16 protein-coding genes are annotated in these 20,071 nt (G+C 68.9%); 10 read left to right on the top strand and 6 right to left on the bottom strand.

Annotation, left to right across the window (positions count from 1 at the left end; genetic code table 11):
- Position 1 precedes the first annotated feature (1 nt).
- The 4 genes from BLU22_RS12440 to BLU22_RS12425 all read left to right on the top strand — a co-directional run bounded on the left by BLU22_RS12440 (position 2) and on the right by BLU22_RS12425 (position 3,392).
- A complete protein-coding gene (locus tag BLU22_RS12440) occupies positions 2-631 on the top strand; it encodes a CoA transferase subunit B (protein WP_090215044.1) in 630 nt (209 codons plus the stop codon).
- 228 nt (positions 632-859) lie between these two features.
- Positions 860-2,041 carry an acetyl-CoA C-acetyltransferase gene (locus BLU22_RS12435; RefSeq protein WP_090215041.1) on the top strand — a complete coding sequence of 394 codons (1,182 nt, stop codon included), beginning with the start codon at positions 860-862 and terminating at the stop codon, positions 2,039-2,041.
- A 47-nt stretch (positions 2,042-2,088) separates the two neighbouring features.
- The gene (locus BLU22_RS12430) at positions 2,089-2,469 is read left to right on the top strand and encodes a carboxymuconolactone decarboxylase family protein (protein WP_090215039.1); all 381 of its coding nucleotides are present in this window, start codon (positions 2,089-2,091) and stop codon (positions 2,467-2,469) included.
- A 230-nt stretch (positions 2,470-2,699) separates the two neighbouring features.
- Positions 2,700-3,392 (top strand): OmpA family protein, encoded by a 693-nt coding sequence (locus tag BLU22_RS12425; RefSeq protein ID WP_090215036.1) that lies wholly within the window; start codon positions 2,700-2,702, stop codon positions 3,390-3,392.
- Positions 3,393-3,449: 57 nt separating this feature from the next.
- Here BLU22_RS12425 and BLU22_RS14980 read toward each other — a convergent pair whose 3' ends face one another.
- Positions 3,450-4,121 carry a hypothetical protein gene (locus BLU22_RS14980; RefSeq protein ID WP_157718995.1) on the bottom strand — a complete coding sequence of 224 codons (672 nt, stop codon included), beginning with the start codon at positions 4,119-4,121 and terminating at the stop codon, positions 3,450-3,452.
- Positions 4,122-4,182: 61 nt separating this feature from the next.
- Positions 4,183-4,641, bottom strand: coding sequence for an Lrp/AsnC family transcriptional regulator (locus tag BLU22_RS12420; protein ID WP_090215034.1), 459 nt, complete (start codon positions 4,639-4,641; stop codon positions 4,183-4,185).
- Positions 4,642-4,776: 135 nt separating this feature from the next.
- Between BLU22_RS12420 and BLU22_RS12415 the strand changes: the two genes are divergently transcribed.
- Complete coding sequence (locus tag BLU22_RS12415) at positions 4,777-8,361, top strand: indolepyruvate ferredoxin oxidoreductase family protein (RefSeq protein WP_090215032.1); 3,585 nt, start codon at positions 4,777-4,779, stop codon at positions 8,359-8,361.
- 99 nt (positions 8,362-8,460) lie between these two features.
- On the opposite strand, the gene BLU22_RS12410 is transcribed toward BLU22_RS12415, so the two are convergent.
- Positions 8,461-9,075, bottom strand: a complete 615-nt coding sequence (locus BLU22_RS12410; RefSeq protein ID WP_231975245.1) for an eCIS core domain-containing protein — start codon at positions 9,073-9,075, stop codon at positions 8,461-8,463.
- A gap of 113 nt (positions 9,076-9,188) precedes the next feature.
- Positions 9,189-10,748 carry a sigma-54-dependent transcriptional regulator gene (locus tag BLU22_RS12405; RefSeq protein ID WP_090215030.1) on the bottom strand — a complete coding sequence of 520 codons (1,560 nt, stop codon included), beginning with the start codon at positions 10,746-10,748 and terminating at the stop codon, positions 9,189-9,191.
- Between the two features lie 325 nt (positions 10,749-11,073).
- Between BLU22_RS12405 and BLU22_RS12400 the strand changes: the two genes are divergently transcribed.
- Complete coding sequence (locus BLU22_RS12400) at positions 11,074-11,430, top strand: 4a-hydroxytetrahydrobiopterin dehydratase (RefSeq protein ID WP_090215028.1); 357 nt, start codon at positions 11,074-11,076, stop codon at positions 11,428-11,430.
- Positions 11,427-12,620 (top strand): amino acid aminotransferase, encoded by a 1,194-nt coding sequence (locus BLU22_RS12395; RefSeq protein ID WP_090215025.1) that lies wholly within the window; start codon positions 11,427-11,429, stop codon positions 12,618-12,620. Before BLU22_RS12400 ends, BLU22_RS12395 begins: the two co-directional genes overlap by 4 nt.
- A gap of 128 nt (positions 12,621-12,748) precedes the next feature.
- Here BLU22_RS12395 and BLU22_RS12390 read toward each other — a convergent pair whose 3' ends face one another.
- Both BLU22_RS12390 and BLU22_RS12385 read right to left on the bottom strand, forming a co-directional pair.
- The gene (locus BLU22_RS12390) at positions 12,749-14,134 is read right to left on the bottom strand and encodes an amino acid permease (RefSeq protein ID WP_090215023.1); all 1,386 of its coding nucleotides are present in this window, start codon (positions 14,132-14,134) and stop codon (positions 12,749-12,751) included.
- A 230-nt stretch (positions 14,135-14,364) separates the two neighbouring features.
- Positions 14,365-15,825, bottom strand: coding sequence for a sodium-dependent transporter (locus BLU22_RS12385; RefSeq protein WP_090215019.1), 1,461 nt, complete (start codon positions 15,823-15,825; stop codon positions 14,365-14,367).
- Between the two features lie 723 nt (positions 15,826-16,548).
- On the opposite strand from BLU22_RS12385, the gene BLU22_RS12380 reads away from it, so the two are divergent.
- From BLU22_RS12380 to BLU22_RS12370, 3 genes are all read left to right on the top strand, one after another.
- The gene (locus BLU22_RS12380) at positions 16,549-17,868 is read left to right on the top strand and encodes an MATE family efflux transporter (protein ID WP_090215016.1); all 1,320 of its coding nucleotides are present in this window, start codon (positions 16,549-16,551) and stop codon (positions 17,866-17,868) included.
- 74 nt (positions 17,869-17,942) lie between these two features.
- Positions 17,943-18,194, top strand: a complete 252-nt coding sequence (locus tag BLU22_RS12375; RefSeq protein WP_090215014.1) for a DUF2970 domain-containing protein — start codon at positions 17,943-17,945, stop codon at positions 18,192-18,194.
- A gap of 268 nt (positions 18,195-18,462) precedes the next feature.
- Positions 18,463-20,040: a GGDEF domain-containing protein gene (locus BLU22_RS12370; protein WP_090215011.1), complete on the top strand. Its 1,578-nt coding sequence runs from the start codon at positions 18,463-18,465 to the stop codon at positions 20,038-20,040.
- Positions 20,041-20,071 lie beyond the last annotated feature (31 nt).

The following is a 20,071-nucleotide window of genomic DNA, read 5'->3' as shown; positions in this document are numbered from 1 at the left end:
CATGGCCTGGACCCGCGAACAGATGGCGCAGCGCGCCGCCGCCGAGCTGCAGGACGGCTTCTACGTCAACCTCGGCATCGGCCTGCCGACCCTGGTGGCCAACTACATTCCCGAAGGCATGGACGTCTGGCTGCAGAGCGAGAACGGCCTGCTCGGCATCGGCCCGTTCCCCACCGAGGACGAGGTCGACCCGGACCTGATCAACGCCGGCAAGCAGACCATCACCACCCTGCCCGGCAGCAGTTTCTTCGACAGCGCGGCGAGCTTCGCGATGATCCGCGGCGGCCACATCAACCTGTCGATCCTCGGCGCCATGCAGGTGTCGGCGCAGGGCGACCTGGCCAACTGGATGATCCCCGGCAAGATGGTCAAGGGCATGGGCGGGGCGATGGACCTGGTGGCCGGGGTCAAGCGCGTGGTAGTGCTGATGGAGCACACCGCCAAGGGCGGCGCGCACAAGATCCTCGAGCACTGCGACCTGCCGCTGACCGGCGTCGGCGTGGTCGACCGCATCATCACCGACCTGGCCGTGCTCGACGTCACCGCAGAGGGCCTGAAGCTGGTCGAGCTGGCCGAGGGCGTCGACTTCGACGAACTGCAGGCCGCCACCGGCTGCCAGGTCCGACGCTGAGCCCGACATGAGCGCGCCGGGCCGCCCGACTGCCCGCACGCCATGCCATTCAGGGTGTCGCCGCGCCGGCACCCACGCTTTCCCGGCAGAGGTGCCAATCCCCCTCTTCTGCCCGGTTCGGCGACTGCCCCTGCAGTCGCTTTTCTAATTCCGCGGCCTTGCCGCCGCGCGGGCGCACGCCCTGCGGCAGCGCCATGTACCGCGCCACGAACAACAAGAGAGTCCGCCATGCACGAAGTCGTCATCGTCGCCGCCACCCGCACCGCCATCGGCGCCTTCCAGGGCGCGCTGGCCAACATCCCCGCCAGCGAGCTGGGCGCCTGCGTGATCCGCGCCCTGCTGGAAAGCACCGGCCTCGACCCGGCCCGGGTCGACGAGGTGATCCTCGGCCAGGTGCTGAGCGCAGGCTGCGGCCAGAACCCCGCCCGCCAGGCCGCGCTGCTCGCCGGCCTGCCACACGGCGTGCCGGCGCTGACGCTCAACAAGGTCTGCGGCTCCGGCCTCAAGGCCCTGCACCTGGCCGCCCAGGCGATCCGCTGCGGCGACGCCGAGGTGGTGATCGCCGGCGGCATGGAGAACATGAGCCAGGCGCCCTACCTGCTGCCCCAGGCGCGCAGCGGCCTGCGCTTGGGCCACGGCCAGATCGTCGACAGCCTGCTCCACGACGGCCTGTGGGATGCCTTCAACGACTATCACATGGGCATCACCGCAGAGAATCTGGCGGCAAGATACGCCATCTCCCGCGAAGAGCAGGACGCCTTCGCCGCCGCCTCGCAGCAGAAGGCCTGCGCCGCCCTTGCGGCCGGGCGTTTCGCGGCCGAGATCACCCCGGTGCCGGTGCCCCAGCGCAAGGGCGAGACGCTGCGCTTCGCCGTCGACGAGCAGCCGCGCGCCGAAACCAGCGCCGCCTCGCTGGCCGGCCTGCGTCCGGCATTCAAGAAGGACGGCAGCGTCACCGCCGGCAACGCCTCGACCCTCAACGACGGCGCCGCCGCCGTGCTGCTGATGAGCGCCGCCAAGGCCGAGCAGCTGGGCCTGCCGGTGCTGGCGAGGATCGCCGGCTACGCCAGCGCCGGGGTCGATCCGGCGGTCATGGGCATCGGCCCGGTGGCCGCCACCCGCCGCTGCCTGGACAAGGCCGGCTGGCGGCTCGACGAACTGGACCTGATCGAAGCCAACGAGGCCTTCGCTGTCCAGGCGCTGGCGGTCGGCAGGGAACTGGGCTGGGATGCGCGGAAGGTCAACGTCAACGGCGGCGCCATCGCCCTCGGCCATCCCATCGGCGCCTCCGGCTGCCGTATCCTGGTCACCCTGCTGCACGAGATGCTCCGCCGCGACGCCCGCAAGGGGCTGGCGACCCTGTGCATCGGCGGCGGCCAGGGTGTAGCCTTGGCCCTCGAACGCCGCTGAGCCGGCCCCCGCGCCTGTCCGCAGGCGCTCCAGCCAAGGAACCCCCGATGACCGACAGCCACGAGCAGGGCCTCAAGGTCCGCCGCGAGGTGATGGGCGACGCCTTCGTCGACCGCGCCATGGGCAATGCCACCGAATTCACCGAACCGCTGCAGGCGTTCGTCAACGCCCACGCCTGGGGCGGGGTCTGGACCCGCGACGGCCTGCCGCGCAAGACCCGCAGCCTGATCACACTCGCCGCACTCACTGCCCTCAAGTGCCCGCAGGAGATCAAGGGCCATGTGCGCGGCGCGCTGAACAACGGCTGCAGCATCGAGGAAATCCGCGAAACCCTGCTGCACTGCGCCGTCTACGCCGGCGCCCCGGCGGCCATCGACGCCTTCCGCGCCGCCCAGGAAGTCATCGACGCCTGGCAGGCCGAGCACTGAGTCCGCACCACTCCATCACGTCGCCGGAGCAGGCCACCCGACGCCTGCCCCGGTGGCGCATCCGCACCACGCAGCGCCCCGCTCCCACGTCCTCCCCGCCCGCTCCGCACTGCGCCGCACGCCCTGTCGTTTTGACAACTCCCGATCCGCTGCAACACTTTCACACATTGCTTTGCCTGCAAGGCCAGCAACGTGAGCAGTCCCGCCCGATCCATCGAGGAGCAGCAACTATGCGCATTGCAAGAACAGCCTTACCCCTGGCCATGGCCAGCGGCCTGCTGACCGGCTGCGCCGGCCTGGTACAGAGCGACTGGCCACCCTGCGCGGCCGTCGGCGGTGTGGTCGGCGCAGGCCTGGGCGCCATCGAAAGCGCCAGCTGGGCCGCCGGCGGCCTGGGCATCGGCGCGCTGACCGGCGCCGCCTACTGCTGGGTCCACGGCGACGCCGACGGCGACGGCGTGGTCAACAAGGACGACAAGTGCCCCGACACGCCCAAGGGCACTCAGGTGGGCGCCGACGGCTGCCCGCTGCCGGTCGCCGCCCCGGAACCGGAGCCCATGACCCCGGCACCGAGCATGGTGCGCGTCGAGCTGGACGTGAAATTCGACTTCGACAAGGCCGTGGTCAAGGACGGCAGCCAGGCGGACATCCGCGCGGTGGCCGACTTCATGAGCCAGTACCCGCAGACCCGCACCACCGTCGAAGGCCACACCGACTCGGTCGGCCCCGACGCCTACAACCAGCGCCTCTCCGAACGCCGCGCCCAGGCGGTACGCGATGTGCTGGTCCACCAGTACGGCGTGAGCGCCGATCGGGTCGACTCGGTGGGCTACGGCGAAAGCCGCCCGGTGGCCGACAACGCCACCGCCGAAGGCCGCGCCATCAACCGCCGCGTGGAGGCGGAGGTCGAAGCGCAGCAGTAAAATTTAGGGGCAGTACGGAGGTGCTGCCCCTGTTCAACCCAATAAGCAAAAATTTTCTCAACCCAAGCAAAATCCCGGAAATTCAAAAACACCCTTAACAAATCTCTTAAAAACCGATGAATCCTCACTAGAAAAAGAAATATGCAAAGAATCTCCAGGAATACTGAATGGCACGAAAACCCCGCCATCACAAATAAATCCGCGCTTGTCTTTTGGATAAAAAATAACCACCCTAAACTCTGCCTCATGAGAAAACTGGATAGGCTTAAAGAAAACCAAATCTCTAGAGCCTACTGAGATCGGAGGAAGAGATGGCTCATAGTAGGTTATCTCTCGAGCATCGACAGCAGCCCCTTTTAGACGATGAGATAAAACAGAACCAACAATATCCAAAAGAACCTCAACATCAATCTCAATACAAATATCCGCTTTAAACTTCTCAAAAAGTTCAGGATCGTTTCCTCTACCGCTCAAACAAAGGCAATAGCAGTGTTCAGTTGGGATAGATAGCATGGAACCGACGCCTGCACCGCCAAGCCTGAAGTCACAATCCCCAGAAAAAACTTCCAAGGCACATTCACTCAAAGAGAAAAATTTACTTCCCTCATCATCCCGCATGCTCTCATTATCCATTCTTGAATAATGTGATATATCTGTAAACCTGGGACCAACCAAACCATCCACTACTTCCTGAAGAAAAACCTTTTTACCGTAAAGAAATTTACGCATAAAAATTATAAATCCTCGACAAAAAAACAGATAAGAACTCAGCGCAGGGCAGATCAAAACATCACCCCAACGGCAGGATCACCTCGTCCTTCACCTCGCGCAGCACCACGCTGGTGTGCACGCTGGCCACCCCCGGCAGGCGGAAGATGCGCTGCTGCAGCACCTGGTCGTAGGCCTTGATGTCGCTGGTGACCACCTTGATCAGGTAGTCGGCCTTGCCGGTGGTGGCGTAGCAGGCAACGATTTCCGGGGTGGCGGCCACCGCCGCCTCGAACTCGGCAGTGACGTCGCCGGCGTGGCGGCTCAGCGCCACCTCGGCGAACACGCAGTTCTGCAGGCCGACCTTCTCGCGGTCCACCAGCACCGTGTAGCGGCGGATCACCCCCTCCTCCTCCAGCTCCTTGATGCGCCGCCAGCAGGGTGTGGTCGACAGGCCGACCTTTTCTGCGAGCTGCTGCATGGTCTGCCGGGCGTCGCGCTGCAGCTCGCGGAGCAGCTGGCGGGCGAACTTGTCGAGCATGTGATTCTCCTTTTCGAGAAATAGCTATTAATTTTTTCTCGAATCTACCGCTGCACAAGGAAAAAGAGAAACAAAAAACCGCCTGCGCTGGGGAACACTATTCGCCACAGAACAACCCCTCGCAGGACAATAACAATGACCCATGCGACCGAGCGCGCCAGCACCGTGCAGCTGCGCGACGACTACCGCCTGAGCGACAGCCTCGAAGCCACCCGCGGCCAGATCTTCCTCACCGGCACCCAGGCGCTGGTACGCCTGCCGCTGATGCAGCGCGCCCTCGACCGCGCGCGCGGCCTGAACAGCGCCGGTTTCATCAGCGGCTATCGGGGCTCGCCGCTGGGCATGGTCGACCAGGCCCTGTGGAAAGCCAAGCGCCTGCTGGCCGACAACCAGATCGAATTCCTCCCCGCGATCAACGAAGAGCTCGGCGGCACCGCGGTGCTCGGCACCCAGCAGGTCGAGTCCGACCCCGCGCGCACCGTCGACGGCGTGTTCGCCTACTGGTACGGCAAAGGCCCGGGCGTCGACCGCGCCGGAGATGCCTTGAAACACGGCCACGCCTACGGCTCCTCGCCCAACGGCGGCGTGCTGATCGTCGCCGGCGACGACCACGGCTGCGTGTCCTCCTCCATGCCGCACCAGAGCGACCTGGCCTTCCAGGCCTGGAGCGTGCCGACCGTTTCCCCGGCGACCATCGCCGAATACCTGGAGTTCGGCCTGTACGGCTGGGCGCTGTCGCGCTTCTCCGGCGCTTGGGTCGGCTTCACCGCCCTCTCCGAGGTGGTGGAAAGCGGCTCGACCGTCGACCTCGACCGCATCCAGACCCGCTTCGAGGCGCCGGTGGACTACACCCCGCCGGCCGGCGGCCTGCACTACCGCTGGCCGGACCTGCCCTCGCTGCAGCTCGAAGCCCGCCAGGCCGACAAGCTCGACGCGGTGCGCGCCTTCGCCAAGAGCAACAGCATCGACAAGACCATCGTCGCCTGCGCGCAGGCGCGCTTCGGCATCGTCACCTGCGGCAAGGCGCACCTCGACTTCCTCGAATGCCTGCGCCGCCTGGACATCTCCCTGGACAACCTGGCCCGCGCCGGCATCCGCGTCTACAAGATCGGCCTGTCCTTCCCCATCGAGCCGAGTCGCGCCCTCGACTTCGTCCGCGGCCTCGACGAGGTGCTGGTGATCGAGGAAAAGGCGCCAGTGATCGAGCGCCAGCTGCGCGAGCTGCTCTACAACCAGCCGGCCGAGCTGCGCCCGCGCCTGCTCGGCAAGCAGGACGCCGCTGGCAAGCCGCTGCTCTCCGCCCTCGGCGAGCTGCGCCCGTCGCGCATCATGCCGGTGCTGGCCGACTGGCTGGCCCGGCAGACCGCCGGCCTCGACCGCCGCCACCTGGTGCGCGACTTCACCGCACCGTCGCAGCTGAGCAACCTGGCCGACGCCGTGCGCCGCTCGCCGTACTTCTGCTCCGGCTGCCCGCACAACAGCTCGACCAAGGTGCCGGAAGGCTCGCGCGCCCTGGCCGGCATCGGCTGCCACTTCATGGCCAACTGGATGGACAGAGGCACCAGCGGCCTGATCCAGATGGGCGGCGAAGGCGTCGACTGGGCCGCGCACTCGCGCTTCACCCAGGTGCCGCACGTGTTCCAGAACCTCGGCGACGGCACCTACTACCACTCCGGCTACCTGGCGATCCGCCAGTCGATCGCCGCCAAGGCCAACATCACCTACAAGATCCTGTTCAACGACGCGGTGGCCATGACCGGCGGCCAGCCGGTGGACGGCACCATCACCGTCGACGCCATCGCCCAGCAGGTCACCGCCGAGGGCGCGCGCAAGGTGGTGGTGCTCAGCGACGATATCGCCAAGTACGCCAGCCAGCGCGACCGCTTCCCGGCCAGCACCGCCTTCCACCCGCGCGAGGATCTGGACAAAGTGCAGCGCGAACTGCGCGAGACCGCCGGCGTCACCGTGCTGATCTACGAGCAGACCTGCGCCGCCGAGAAGCGCCGCCGCCGCAAGAAGGGCGAATTCCCCGACCCGGACCGCCGCCTGTTCATCAACCAGGCGGTGTGCGAAGGCTGCGGCGACTGCGGCGTGGCCTCCAACTGCCTGTCGCTGGTGCCGCTGGAAACCGAACTGGGCCGCAAGCGCCAGCTCGACCAGTCGTCGTGCAACAAGGACTACTCCTGCGTCAACGGCTTCTGCCCGAGCTTCGTCTCGGTCAAGGGCGGCCGCGTGCGCAAGGGCGTCGGCGCCCTGCAGGCCGAGGCCGGCCAGCGCGCCCTGGCCGAGCTGCTGGACAAGCTGCCGCGTCCGGCCGCCCACGTGTGGAACGCGCCCTACGACCTGCTGGTCACCGGCGTCGGCGGCACCGGCGTGGTCACCGTCGGCGCGCTGATCAGCATGGCCGCCCACCTGGAATTCAAGTCGGCCAGCGTGCTCGACTTCATGGGCTTCGCCCAGAAGGGCGGCGCGGTGCTGTCCTTCGTGCGCCTGGCCGACGTGCCGGAGCGCCTCAACCAGGTGCGCATCGACACCCAGCAGGCCGACGCCCTGCTCGCCTGCGACCTGGTGGTGGCCGCCTCCGCCGACGCCCTGCAGAGCGTCAAGCACGGCCGCACCAAGGTGATCGCCAACCGCCACGTGCTGCCCACCGCCGAGTTCGTGCAGAACCCGGACGCCAACCTGCAGACCGAAGGCCTGCTGGAGAAGATCCGCCACGCCGTAGGCGAAGCCGGACTCGAGCTGTGCGACGCGCAGAGCCTGGCGCAGCGCGCCCTCGGCGACAGCATCGGCGCCAACATCCTGCTGATGGGCTACGCCTGGCAGGCCGGGCTGATCCCGCTGAGCCTGGAGTCGCTGCAGCGCGCCATCGAGCTGAACGGCGTCGCCGTGCCGATGAACCTGGCCGCCTTCGGCCTCGGCCGTCTGGCCTGCGCCAACCCGCAGGGCCTGCGCCAGCTGCTCAGCCGCAGCGCCGAGGTGGAGGAATTCCGCCTGATCGAGGACTTCGACGAGCTGGTCGCCCATCGCGAGCGGCTACTCACCGACTACCAGAACGCCGCCTACGCCCGCCGCTTCCGCCAGCTGGTCGACGAAGTCGCCGCCGCCGAACGCGCCCTGCTCGGCCCGCAGGCCAAGCTGCGCCTGAGCCCAGCGGTGGCGCGCGGCTACGCCAAGCTGATGGCCTACAAGGACGAGTACGAGGTGGCGCGCCTGTACAGCGACCCGGCGTTCCGCCAGCAGCTGGAGGCGCAGTTCGAGGGCGACTTCCGCCTCGAATTCCACATGGCTCCGCCGCTGCTGTCGCGTCCGGGCGCGGACGGCCGCGCGCGCAAGATCACTATCGGTCCGTGGCTTGCCAAGGTCTTCCCGCTGCTGGCCAAGGCCAAGGGCCTGCGCGGCAGCGCGCTGGACCTGTTCGGCAAGACCGAGGAGCGGCGCATGGAGCGCCGACTGATCGAGGAGTACGCCGCGCGCATCCGCGAACTGCTGCCGCAACTGAAGGCCGACAACCTCGACGCCGCCGTGCGCATCGCCGCGCTGGCCGAGGAGATCCGCGGCTACGGCCACGTCAAGCTGGCCAGCGTCGAGCGCGTCAAGTCTCGCGAGGCCCAGCTGCTGCACGCCTTCGCCCCGCAGCGCTACGCCAAGCCGCAGCCGAAGGTCGAAGCGGTGGCCGTGCAGGTCGTTCACATGCAGGCGGCCAAAGAGGTCGCCTGATCCACCGAGTCTGGGTTGCACAGACAGGGCATCAGATGGCGTTGCCCACCTTCACCGCCCGCACCTCCCCTGGGGTGCGGGCGGTTTTTTATCGGCGCGTCATTCGCGGGTCGTGGCCAGCGGCGCCTGTGCGGCCCGCAGGTCCGCCGCCACCCGGCGCTGCATGGCGTAGCCCGGCGCCTCGACAGCCTGATGGTCGCGGCTGTAGCGCTCGGCGAAACCGCGCACACCCCACTCCAGATACTGCTCGACGTGCTTGAGCTCGTGCGCCCAGAGCGCCACGTCGTCCTGGGCGGCGGCCGCGCTGCGGAACACCACCACGTCGATCAGGGTGACCGCCTGCACGTCGGGGTTGTGCAGCAGGGTGTTGGCCGCGCTGAACTGGGTGGCGTCGCCCACCGCGAAGCGCGCGGTTTCCAGCACCCGCAGGTCGAAATAGGGCTCCAGCTGGGCGCGCACATGCAGGGGGATCGGCTGATCCGCGCCGCGGGCGACCAGCGCATCGCGCGATTCCTGCAGCCAGCGCTCCAGCCCCTGGGCGGCCAGCCGGCCGAGATCGCGGTGCAGCGCCTCGATCTCGGCGCTGGCCGGCACGCAGAAGCAACTGCCCACGCACAGCGACTGCTGGCCGGCCGGACAGGCGGGCGCGGCCTGTACGGGCAGGCCGAGCGCGAGGAGCAGACAGGGCAGCAGGCGGCGCAGCGAAACGGGCAAGGGCGAGTCTCCGTGGGCGGGGCGGCGCCCGCTGTGTCGGGCGCCGCCGGGGTTGTCCAGCCAGACTTCGACCACGCCGGCGACCACAGGTTGCCCGGCGGGCGGGCCGTGCGTCAGGCCTTTTCCGCGCCGATGCCGTACTGGCGCAGCTTGTTGGCCACCGTGGTGTGGGACACCCCCAGGCGCTTGCCCAGCAGGCGGCTGCTGGGGTGGTCGCGGTAGAGGGTTTCCAGCACCACCTTCTCGAAGCGACCGACGATCTGCTCCAGGCCGCCGTCGAGGGTGAAGGCGCCCAGCGGCTGCGGCATGTCGTAGTCGGGCAGGCGGATGTGCTCGGCCTTGATCCACTTGCCGTCGCACAGCGACACCGCCTGGAACAGCACATTCTCCAGCTGGCGCACGTTGCCCGGCCAGTGGTAGTGGCGCAACCGCTCCAGGGCCGGCGGCGCCAGCTGCGGCAGCGGGCAGCCGATCTGCCGGCTGGCCTGGTCGATGAAGTGCGCGGCCAGCGCATCGAGGCCGTCCAGGCACTCGCGCAGCGGTGGGATGTGCAGCGACAGCACGTTGAGGCGGTGATAGAGGTCGCGACGGAACTCGCCGCGCCCGCACAGCTCGGAAAGGTCCTGCTGGGTCGAGCAGATCACCCGCACGTCCAGATACACCTCCTCGTCGCTGCCGACCCGGCGGAAGCCGCCGTCCTGCAAAAAGCGCAGCAGCTTGCCCTGCAGGCGCGGGCTCATCTCGCCGACGCCGTCGAGAAACAGGGTGCCGCCGGCGGTCAGCTCCAGCAGGCCCAGCTTGCCCTCGGGGCGGGCGCCCTCGAAGGCGCCGGGGCCGTAGCCGAACAGCTCGGTCTCGGCCATCGACTCGGGCAGGCCGGCGCAGTTGAGCGCCATGAACGGCGCCTTGCCGCGCGGGCTGGCCAGATGGCAGGCACGCGCCAGCAGCTCCTTGCCGGTGCCGGTCTCGCCCTCGATCAAGAGCGGCGCATCCAGCGGCGCCATGCGCCGCGCCTCGCGCACCACCGCGGCAAGCGCCTTGGAACTCTGGAAGATGCTGTCGAAGCCGCGCAGCTCCTGGCGGCGCACGTTGTAGATGTGCTCGCCGATGCGGTCGGCGCGCTGCAGGGTGAGCACCGCGCCGGCCAGCGCCTCGCTGTCCTCGCCCTCGGTCTGCAGCGGCGCGATGTCGGCCAGGTAGACGTCGCCCTTGACCTTGACCCGCAGGCCGTTGATCCGCGCCTTGCTGGCGCGCACCAGCGCCGGCAGGTCGAAGTCCTCGGCGTAGCGCGACAGGGCGATGCCCGGCACCTCGTCGACGCGCACGCCGAGCAACTGGGCGGCGGCGCGGTTGGCGGCGACGATCTGTCCGGCCATGTCCACCGAGAGCACCGGGAACTCGAGGGCGCCGAGCAGGGCGTTGAGTTCCAGGGCGCGCCGTTCGCTGGGCATCAGGCCGACGCGCTGCAGGGCAAACACGCCGGGAATCGCCTCGATCTTCGGGCGCAGCGACTGGAACTGCAGGTTGATCAGGTTGGGGCACAGCAGGTAGACGGCATTGCCCTGCTCGCCGCCGACTTCGCCGCGGGCGACGTTGACGCCGTAGTCGGCGAGCAGGTCGAGCATGTCGCGCAGGATGCCGATGCGGTTCTGGCAGTGAACCTTGATTCGCATGGAAAGGGCCCGTGTTGTGGTTGTTGTCGGGTCTGGGTACGCCTGCCGGCGGTTCAACCGCCGCTCAGGCACACCGGGCGCCGCAAGACGCATTCTTCTCGTCAAGAATATGTGACGAAAGCCGGCAAATGAAGGGCCGCCGATCCACCGGGAGGCGCCCACTCAGCGGCAACCGTAACGATTGAATTACACAAGCACTCCCCACACCTCCCCGCCGGCCGGCGCCGACTGGCTGCGCGCCGCGCCGCCCTGGGGTATCCATACGGGCTATAACAACAGGACGCCGCGGCGACAGCCCGTCCCGCCCGTTCGAGGATGCCTTGCCATGAACACGCTCGACCAAGCCCACTGCGACGCCTGCCGCGCCGATGCCCCGCAGGTGCCCGAAGCCGAACTGGCCGGCCTGCTGCGACAGATTCCCGACTGGCGCATCGAGGTGCGCGACGGGGTGATGCAGCTGGAACGCACCTTCCGCTGCGCCGATTTCGCTCGGGCGCTGGCCCTGGCCAACGCGGTGGGCGCCGCCGCCGAGGCCGAAGGCCACCATCCGGCGCTGCTGGTCGAGTGGGGCGCGCTCACCGTCACCTGGTGGACCCACAAGATCCGTGGCCTGCACCGCAACGACTTCATCATGGCGGCGCGTACCGACGCGCTCGCCGCCACCTGCGAGGGTATTCAATGAGTCACTTCCAGTCCGTCGCCCGCGTCCCCGGCGATCCGATCCTCGGCCTGATGGAGGCCTTCCGCGCCGATCCCAGCCCGGCCAAGCTCGACCTGGGCGTCGGCGTGTACAAGGACGCCGAAGGTCGCACGCCGATCATGGCGGCGGTCAAGCAGGCCGAGCAGCGCCTGCTCGCGACGGAAACCACCAAGACCTACACCTCCGGCCACGGCGACGAGGCCTTCGGCGCGCAGCTCGCCGGCCTGGTGCTGGGCGCCGACTCGCCGCTGCTGGCCGGCCAGCGCGCCGGCGCCACCCAGACGCCCGGCGGCACCGGCGCGCTGCGCCTGAGCGCGGATTTCCTCGCCCACTGCCTACCGGGGCGCGGCATCTGGCTGAGCGACCCGACCTGGCCGATCCACGAGACGATCTTCGCCGAGGCGGGGCTCAAGGTCAGCCATTACCCCTACGTGGGTGCCGACAACCGCCTGAACGTCGAGGCGATGCTCGCCGCACTGGAGCAGGTACCGAGCGGCGACGTGGTGCTGCTGCACGCCTGCTGCCACAACCCCACCGGCTTCGACCTGTCGCACGACGACTGGCAGCGGGTGCTCGACGTGGTGCGCCGCCGCGAGCTGCTGCCGCTGATCGACTTCGCCTATCAGGGCTTCGGCGACGGTCTGGAGGAGGACGCCTGGGCGGTGCGCCTGTTCGCCGCCGAGCTGCCGGAGCTGCTGATCACCAGTTCCTGCTCGAAGAACTTCGGCCTGTACCGCGAGCGCACCGGCGCGCTGCTGGTCTGCGCCGCCGATCACGACAAGCTGCTCGACGTGCGCAGCCAGCTCGCCTCGCTGGCGCGCAACCTGTGGTCGACGCCGCCGTTCCACGGCGCGGCGGTGGTGGCGACCATCCTCGCCGACCCGGCGCTGAAGCGGGAATGGCAGCGCGAGCTGGACGCCATGCGCGAGCGGGTGCTGCGCCTGCGCCACGGGCTGGTCGAGGCGTTGCAGCCGTTCGGTCTGGCCGAGCGCTTCGCCCACATCGCCAGCCAGCGCGGCATGTTCTCCTATACCGGGCTGTCGCCCGAGCAGGTGCGCCGGCTGCGCGCGGAGTTCAGCGTGTACCTGGTCGGCAGCGGCCGCGCCAACGTCGCCGGCCTCGACGAGCGCCGCCTGGGCGAGCTGGCGGCGGCCATCGCTCGCGTCTGCTGACGCCCATTGGTGCCACGGGGCGCCCAGGCGCCCCGTCTCCCCTTCCGAGCGCCGCTGGGTGCGCCATGCGCCCCTTGACCAACCCGCCGCACTCGCGCAGGCCGCCCCTCCCCTCTACCTGACGCGCCTCAGCGGCGCGCCAGCGCCAGCTTGAGGCGATAACCCAGCCAGATCAGCAGCAGCCAGCCGGGGATCAGGTAGACCGACAGGCTGACGCCCTCGATCCGCAGCATCACGCCGAGGATCAGCACCACGAAGGCCAGGCACAGGTAGTTGGAGAACGGCGACCACAGCGCCGGGAAGCCCGACTGCAGGCCGAGGCGTCGCTGGCTGGCGCGAAAGCGCAGGTGCGCCAGGCTGATCATCGCCCAGTTGATCACCAGCGCCGCCACCGCCAGGGCCATCAGCAGCTCCAGCGCGCCGTTGGGCAGCAGGTAGTTGAGCAGCACGCACAGCAGGGTGATCGAGGCCGACACGGCGATGCCCAGCACCGGCACGCCGCGGCGGTTGAGGCGCAGCAGCGCGCGCGGCGCGTCGCCCTGAGCAGCCAGGCCGTAGAGCATCCGGCTGTTGCAGTAGACGCCGCTGTTGTAGACCGACAGGGCCGCGGTGAGCACCACGAAATTCAGCACATGGGCCGCGGTATCGCTGCCGATCAGCGCGAAGATCTGCACGAACGGGCTGCTGCTGTAGGGATCGCCGGCGGCGTTGAGGCTGGCCAGCAGGGCGTCCCAGGGGTATAGGCAGAGCAGCACGGTCAGCGCGCCGACATAGAAGATCAGGATCCGGTAGACCACCTGATTGATCGCCCGGGGGATCACCTGGCGCGGCTCGCGGGCCTCGGCGGCGGTGATGCCGACCAGCTCCAGGCCGCCGAAGGAGAACATGATGAAGGCCAGCGCCATCACCAGCCCGCCGACCCCGTTGGGGAAGAAGCCGCCGTGGCGCCACAGGTTGTCGACCCGCGCCTGCTCGCCGCCCTCGCCGCTGAGCAGCAGGTACAGGCCGAGCAGGATCATCCCGACGATGGCCGCCACCTTGACGATGGCCAGCCAGAACTCGGTCTCGCCGAACAGCCGCACGTTGACCAGGTTGATGGCGTTGACCAGCACGAAGCACAGCGCGGCGGTGACCCAGGTGGGAACCTCCGGCCACCAGAACTGGATGTACTTGCCCACCGCGGTCAGCTCGGCCATGCCCACCAGGATGTACACCGCCCAGTAGTTCCAGCCCGACAGGAAGCCCGCGTAGCCGCCCCAGTACTTGTGGGCGAAGTGGCTGAACGAGCCGGCCACCGGCTCCTCGACGATCATCTCGCCGAGCTGGCGCATGATCAGGAAGGCGACGAAACCGGCGATGGCGTAGCCGAGGATCATCGACGGCCCGGCGCTCTGCAGCACGCCGGCCGAGCCGAGGAACAGGCCGGTGCCGATGGCGCCGCCCAGGGCGATCAGCTGGATATGGCGGTTCTGCAGGCTGCGCCGGAGTTCGCCCGGCTGCGGGTGGGTGTCCATGGTCGGTAGGTCCCCTGGGGAAATGGAACGCCCCGCGGCGGCGGGTGGCCGGCGAGGCAGGAACGACGCCTCCCGGATCGGGCGCATCGCGGCGCGTCCCTGTCTCTCCCAGCATGGCCGAAACCGCGCTGGCTGCCGGCGTCCCGGCCGGAGGGGGCGCAGTATAGCGGCGCCCCGGAACGGACAGAACCCGGCACGAGGCCGGGTTCCGGGGAGCGCCGCAGGGCGTTTCAGCGCACGGCGAACTCGTGCCGCACGCGCGGGGCGAAGACTTCGCCGAGCACGGCCAGCACGCCGATGGCGCTGGCGATCCAGTACCAGCCGGCGAGCGGGTCGAAGCCCAGCCAGCCGAGGGCGTTGAGGAACACCACGAGGATCAGCACCGGGCTGACGTAGCGCACCATGAACAGCCACAGCGCATAGCCGGCGGCCGGCAGGCGCAGCTCGTCGCGCATGATCTCGCTGCGCAGGCAGTAGCCGGCGAGGATCACCATCAGGATGCCGCCGACCGGCATCATCCAGCGCGAGGTCACGTAGTCGAGGAGATCGAAGAAGTTCAGCCCGAACAGCTTCCACTCGGCGCCGACGTTGAACGACAGCATGGCCAGCATGCTGATGGCGATCAGCACCGCACCGGAGACGATGGAGGCCTTCATGCGGCCGACGCCGTGCTTCTCGTTGAGGTAGGCGACGGTAGCCTCGATCATCGAGATCGCCGAGGTCAGCGCGGCGACCGAGACCATGGCGAAGAACAGCACGCCGAAGACGGTGCCCAGCGGCATCTGCTGGAAGGCCAGCGGCAGGCTCATGAAGATCAGGCCGGGACCGGCCGCCGGGCTCATGCCGTTGGCGAAGATCACCGGGAAGATCGCCAGGCCCGCAAGCAGCGCCACGCAGGTGTCGGCGATCGCCACCACGAAGGTGGTGCGGGCGATGGACTGGTCGTCCGGCAGGTAGGAGCCGTAGGTGAGGATCGCCCCGGAGGCCAGGCTGAGGGTGAAGAAGGCATGGCCGAGCGCGGCGAGGAACGCCTCGCCGGTGACCTTGCTGGCGTCGAAGGTGAACAGGAAGGCGAAGCCCTCGGCGAAGTTGCCGCTGGTCAGGGCGTAGCCGACCAGGATCAGCAGCATCACCGCCAGGCCCGGCATCATCCAGCGCACCGAGCGCTCGACGCCGGCCGTCACGCCCTTGCCGACGATCCACAGGGTGACCAGGGCCACGATCAGGCTCCAGCTGCCGAGCTGCCAGGGGCTGGCATTGTGCGCCTCGAACACGCCGGCCAGCGCCTCGACACTGGTGGCGGCCAGCGAGCCGTCGAGCATCTTCCACGTGTAGGCGAAGGCCCAGCCGGCGACCACCACGTAGAAGCAGAGGATCAGGAAGCCGCACAGCGTGGCCATGCCGCCCATCAGCTTCCACAACGGATTGCCGTTGTTCTCCCTGACCACCCGGGCGATGGCGTCCAGCGGGCTGCCGCGCCCACGACGGCCGAGGGCGATCTCGGTCATCATCACCGGGATGCCGATGGCGAGGATGCAGCCCAGGTACATCAGCACGAAGGCACCACCGCCGTATTCGCCGGTGATGTACGGGAATTTCCAGATATTGCCCAGGCCCACGGCGGAGCCGGTCGCGGCGAGGATGAAGCCCCAGCGGGACTGCCAGAGGTTCTTCGGTTTTTCACGGGTCATGCGTCACCTGTTTGTTCTTGTCTGTGACGGGAAATCACCCGCCGGGCTTGTGGCACGGCGGAGTCGGCAAGGCGGATTCACCTCATGGGATGACTCGGGCGGCGGCGATCGCGCGCGTCCGGACAACCCGGGGTGCGCGGATATGCGCAGTGGGTCACAGTCGAAGCGGCGCGCATTGTACATGGCGCGGCCGTTCCGGCAGTCGGCCGCAGAGCGGACGCAGCGCAACGGCGGCGGGGACGGCGCGAGGCAGGGTGGCACGCCAGGGGGGCGGGGGTGGTCAGGGCAGTCATGCGGCCTCCACGTTTTATTGTTGTGGTGCCGACCCCGCGAGGGCCGGCATGCCTGCATCACACCCGCTGCCCGGACGGCGAACAACCACCCGCCCGCCCGCGCCGGCCACGGGCGACCGGCAGAAACGGCAGATTTTCCTTACAGCACCCGCCAGAGCTGGAGGCATAGGCACTCCAGCCACTCTTTCGTCACGAATTCATTACAGGAAAACCGTCGCACCGCGCAGCGTGGGGGAACAGGCGGGGCATGGCAGGATCTTTCAGGCCGTCCGCGCTCGCGGCGCGGCCGAGACGGCGACTGTCGCGGCGCGGGCGCCGCTCCCACAGAGTTCATCGCGCCGCAGGCAATGGCCAGGCGGGCGCTCCCGGGCGGCTCGGCGGCGGCGTTCTGCGCTAAACTGCCGACCCTTTTGCCACCTCCCCACCCTCCATGCCCGAGCGCCTGCGCCAGATCCTCACCCTCGGCTTGCCGATCATCGGCGGCATGCTCAGCCAGAGCCTGATCAACCTGGTGGATGCGGCGATGGTCGGGCACCTGGGGGAAACCGCACTGGCCGGGGTGGGCATCGGCAGCTACGCCAACTTCATGGTCATCGCCCTGGTGATGGGCCTCGGCTCCGGGGTGCAGGCGCTGGTGGCGCGCCGCCGCGGCGAAGGCCGCGCGGAGGAGACCGGCGCGGCGCTGAACGCCGGACTGCTGCTGGCCCTGGCCGGCGGCCTGCCGCTGGGCCTGCTCGGCTGGCTGAGCGCGCCGCTGGTCATCGCCTGGCTGACCGACGATGCGGCGGTGGCCGCCATCGGTCAGGGCTACCTGCAGTGGCGGGTGCTGGCGGTAGCGGCGGTGGGGATGAACTTCGCGTTCCGCGGCTTCTGGAACGGCAGCCACCGTTCGGGGCTGTACCTGCGCATCCTGCTCGGCATGCACCTGGCCAACGCGGCGCTCAGCTACTGCCTGATCCATGGCCTGTTCGGCCTGCCGGCGATGGGCGCCGAGGGCTCGGGACTGGGCACCTGCATCGCCCTGTGGGTCGGTTCGCTGGTCTATGCCAGCCAGACCTGGCGGGTGGCGCGCGACCAGGGCTTCCTGCGCCGCCGCCCACGGTGGCGCGAGCTGCACACGCTGAGCCGCCTGTCGCTGCCCAATTCGCTGCAGCAGTTCCTGTTCGCCACCGGCATCACCCTGCTGTTCTGGATCATCGCCCAGGTCGGCACCGCCGAACTGGCGGTGGCCCATGTGCTGGTCAACCTGGCGCTGCTGCTGATCCTGCCGGCCATCGGTCTGGGCATGGCGGCGACCACCTTGGTCAGCCACAGCCTCGGCGCGGGCGACGTCGAAGCGGCGCACCGCTGGGGCTGGGAGGTAGTGCGGGTGGCGGCCTGCGGCCTGCTGCTGCTGGGCATGCCGTTCTGGCTGTTCCCGGCGCCGATCCTCGGCCTGTTCGTCAACGACCCGCAACTGGTCGAGCTGGGACTCTGGCCACTGCGCCTGACCGGCGCCGGCATGGTGCTGGACGCCGCCGCGCTGGTGCTCGGCCAGGCGCTGCTCGGCGCCGGCGCCAGCCGCACGGTGATGGCGGTGACCCTCGGCAACCAGTGGCTGGTGGTGCTGCCGCTGACCTACCTGCTCGGCCCGGTGCTCGGCTACGGCCTGCTGGCGATCTGGAGCCTGTACATCCTGCAGCGCGGCCTGGCCTCGCTGCTGTTCGCGCTGATGTGGCAGCGCCGCGGCTGGGCGCGCATCGAACTCTGAAACCGCGGCCGACTTGCCGGCGCGGCGAACACGGGCAACGCTTGCTGCATCGCCCGCCCGCGCCGGAGACCGCCATGCACGACGAGCCGCAACCCCGCCCCACCGAACCGCAGGAGCCGCTGCCCCCGCCCCTGACCTTCTGGCAGACCCTGCATAGCGTACTGGCCGCCGCCTTCGGCGTGCAGAGCGGGCGCAACCGGACCCGCGACTTCAGCCGCGGCAAACCCGGCCATTTCATCCTGCTCGGCGTGCTCTGCACCGCCCTGTTCGTGCTGCTGCTCTACGGGCTGGTGCGCCTGGTCCTCGGCCTCAGCGGTGCCGCCTGAGCGGCTACCGCCCGGCGACCCAGAGCACCGCCGCCAGCACCGCGATGAGGATCAGCGCCAGCGCGGCCCAGGCGTCGGCGCGGCTGTCGGGCATAGTGTGCGGATCCGTCGGCTGCATGGCATGTCCCCCTCGCAAGGCCCCTGCCCTCTCCAGTCAAGCCGAGGATCGCAGCGGGCTCAAGCCGACCATGGCCCAGCGTCGAGCCCGCCCCGGCCCCATGCTAAGATTCGCCCCCCATCCACCGTCAAGGCCAACGGGCGCCGCGCAATGTCAACTTCTTCACTGCTCCGCCTCGACCTTGGCCGCCTGATCCTGCTGCTGGCCATCGCCAGCGCCCTGCTCACCCTGGCCAACCTGTTCTACGCCAGCTACCAGGTACAGCGCCAGCTGCTGATCGACAGCACCCTGGAAGCCAACCGGGTGTACGCCGCCAAGCTGGCCGACAGCGCCCACCACTTCCTGCTCGCAGCGCAGCGCCAGCTGGCCTACAGCGCGGTGCGCCTGAGCGGGCGTTTCGACGATGCCGATGCGCTGCACGACGAGGTGCAGCGCCTCAAGCAGCAGGCGGAAACCTTCAACTCCACCTTCGTGGTCGGTGCCGACAGCCGGCTGCGCGCGGTCTATCCGAGCAACCTGGCGCTGGGCACGCTCCTCGCCACCACAGGCACCCGCGAGGCGCTGCGCGAGCGCCGCCCGCTGATGAGCCTGCCGTTCGTCTCCGCCACCGGCCGGCTGATCATCATGCTCTCGCAGCCGATCTACGCTCCGGACGGCAGCTACCTGGGCTTTCTCGGCGGCAGTCTCTACCTGAAGGAAAAGAGCGCCCTGCACACCCTGCTCGGCGAGCACTACTACCGCGACGGCTCCTATCTGTACGTGGTCGACCGGCAGCGCAGCCTGGTCTACCACCGCGACCCCGAGCGGGTCGGCGAGGTGATCAAGGGCAACCCGGCCATCGACGCGGTGGTGCGCGGCGAAGCCGGCAGCATGCGCCTGACCAACAGCTGGGGCATCGACATGCTGGCCGGTTATGCGCCGCTGGGCACGAGCGGCTGGGGCGTGGTCGCCCAGCGCCCCACCGAGATGACCCTGGCCGGGCTCGACGGCCTGATGCTGACCACCCTGCGCAACGCCATTCCGGTCACCCTGATCTCCCTGCTGGGCATCTGGTGGCTGGCGCGGCTGATCTCCCGGCCGCTCTGGCAGCTGGCCAACACCGCGCGCAACATGGACTCGCAGACCGCCTCCGGCGACATCCGCAGCGTGCGCGCCTGGTACTTCGAGGCGGCCCAGCTCAAGCGCGCCATGCTCACCGGGCTGACCCTGCTGCAGCAGAAGATCGGCAAGCTCAACCTCGACACCCTGACCGACCCGCTGACCGGCCTGTTCAACCGCCGCGGCCTGCAGATGACCCTGGAGCGCTGGCAGGACAGCGAGCGGCCCTTCGCCGTGGTGGCGCTGGACATCGACCACTTCAAGCGCATCAACGACAACCACGGCCACGACGTCGGCGACCAGGCGATCCGCCACATGGCGCAGCTGATGCGCGACACCTCGCGGGGCAACGACGTGCTGTGCCGCAACGGCGGCGAGGAGTTTCTCATGCTGCTGCCCGAGGCCAGCCTCGACGCCGCGCGGATGGTCGCCGAGCGCCTGCGCGCGCGCATGGAGTCGAGCCTGACCCCGGGCGTCGGCCTGGCCACCGTGTCCCTCGGTGTCGCCCACTGGCCCGCCAGCGACCGCGACATCGACACCGTGCTGAAGATGGCCGACCAGGCGCTGTACGCAGCCAAGCAGCAGGGCCGCAACCGGGTGATGGTCGCCGCCGCCGGCGGAGCGCGCTGAACGCACGCGCACTTATCCATTTCAGCTATTT

It is taken from the genome of Pseudomonas guangdongensis (assembly GCF_900105885.1).
Lineage (GTDB): Bacteria > Pseudomonadota > Gammaproteobacteria > Pseudomonadales > Pseudomonadaceae > Geopseudomonas > Geopseudomonas guangdongensis.
Note: the sequence above shows the minus strand (reverse complement) of the source record. Positions and strands in the feature narration are given on the sequence as shown.

Coding starts and splice junctions, on each gene's coding strand:
- BLU22_RS12420 (WP_090215034.1), bottom strand. CDS start 4,641: ATGCTCGACAAGTTCGCCCGCCAGCTGCTCCGCGAGCTGCAGCGCGAC.
- BLU22_RS12370 (WP_090215011.1), top strand. CDS start 18,463: ATGTCAACTTCTTCACTGCTCCGCCTCGACCTTGGCCGCCTGATCCTG.
- BLU22_RS12405 (WP_090215030.1), bottom strand. CDS start 10,748: ATGCGAATCAAGGTTCACTGCCAGAACCGCATCGGCATCCTGCGCGAC.
- BLU22_RS12425 (WP_090215036.1), top strand. CDS start 2,700: ATGCGCATTGCAAGAACAGCCTTACCCCTGGCCATGGCCAGCGGCCTG.
- BLU22_RS12375 (WP_090215014.1), top strand. CDS start 17,943: ATGCACGACGAGCCGCAACCCCGCCCCACCGAACCGCAGGAGCCGCTG.
- BLU22_RS12390 (WP_090215023.1), bottom strand. CDS start 14,134: ATGGACACCCACCCGCAGCCGGGCGAACTCCGGCGCAGCCTGCAGAAC.
- BLU22_RS12415 (WP_090215032.1), top strand. CDS start 4,777: ATGACCCATGCGACCGAGCGCGCCAGCACCGTGCAGCTGCGCGACGAC.
- BLU22_RS12440 (WP_090215044.1), top strand. CDS start 2: ATGGCCTGGACCCGCGAACAGATGGCGCAGCGCGCCGCCGCCGAGCTG.
- BLU22_RS14980 (WP_157718995.1), bottom strand. CDS start 4,121: ATGCGTAAATTTCTTTACGGTAAAAAGGTTTTTCTTCAGGAAGTAGTG.
- BLU22_RS12430 (WP_090215039.1), top strand. CDS start 2,089: ATGACCGACAGCCACGAGCAGGGCCTCAAGGTCCGCCGCGAGGTGATG.
- BLU22_RS12380 (WP_090215016.1), top strand. CDS start 16,549: ATGCCCGAGCGCCTGCGCCAGATCCTCACCCTCGGCTTGCCGATCATC.
- BLU22_RS12395 (WP_090215025.1), top strand. CDS start 11,427: ATGAGTCACTTCCAGTCCGTCGCCCGCGTCCCCGGCGATCCGATCCTC.
- BLU22_RS12435 (WP_090215041.1), top strand. CDS start 860: ATGCACGAAGTCGTCATCGTCGCCGCCACCCGCACCGCCATCGGCGCC.
- BLU22_RS12385 (WP_090215019.1), bottom strand. CDS start 15,825: ATGACCCGTGAAAAACCGAAGAACCTCTGGCAGTCCCGCTGGGGCTTC.
- BLU22_RS12400 (WP_090215028.1), top strand. CDS start 11,074: ATGAACACGCTCGACCAAGCCCACTGCGACGCCTGCCGCGCCGATGCC.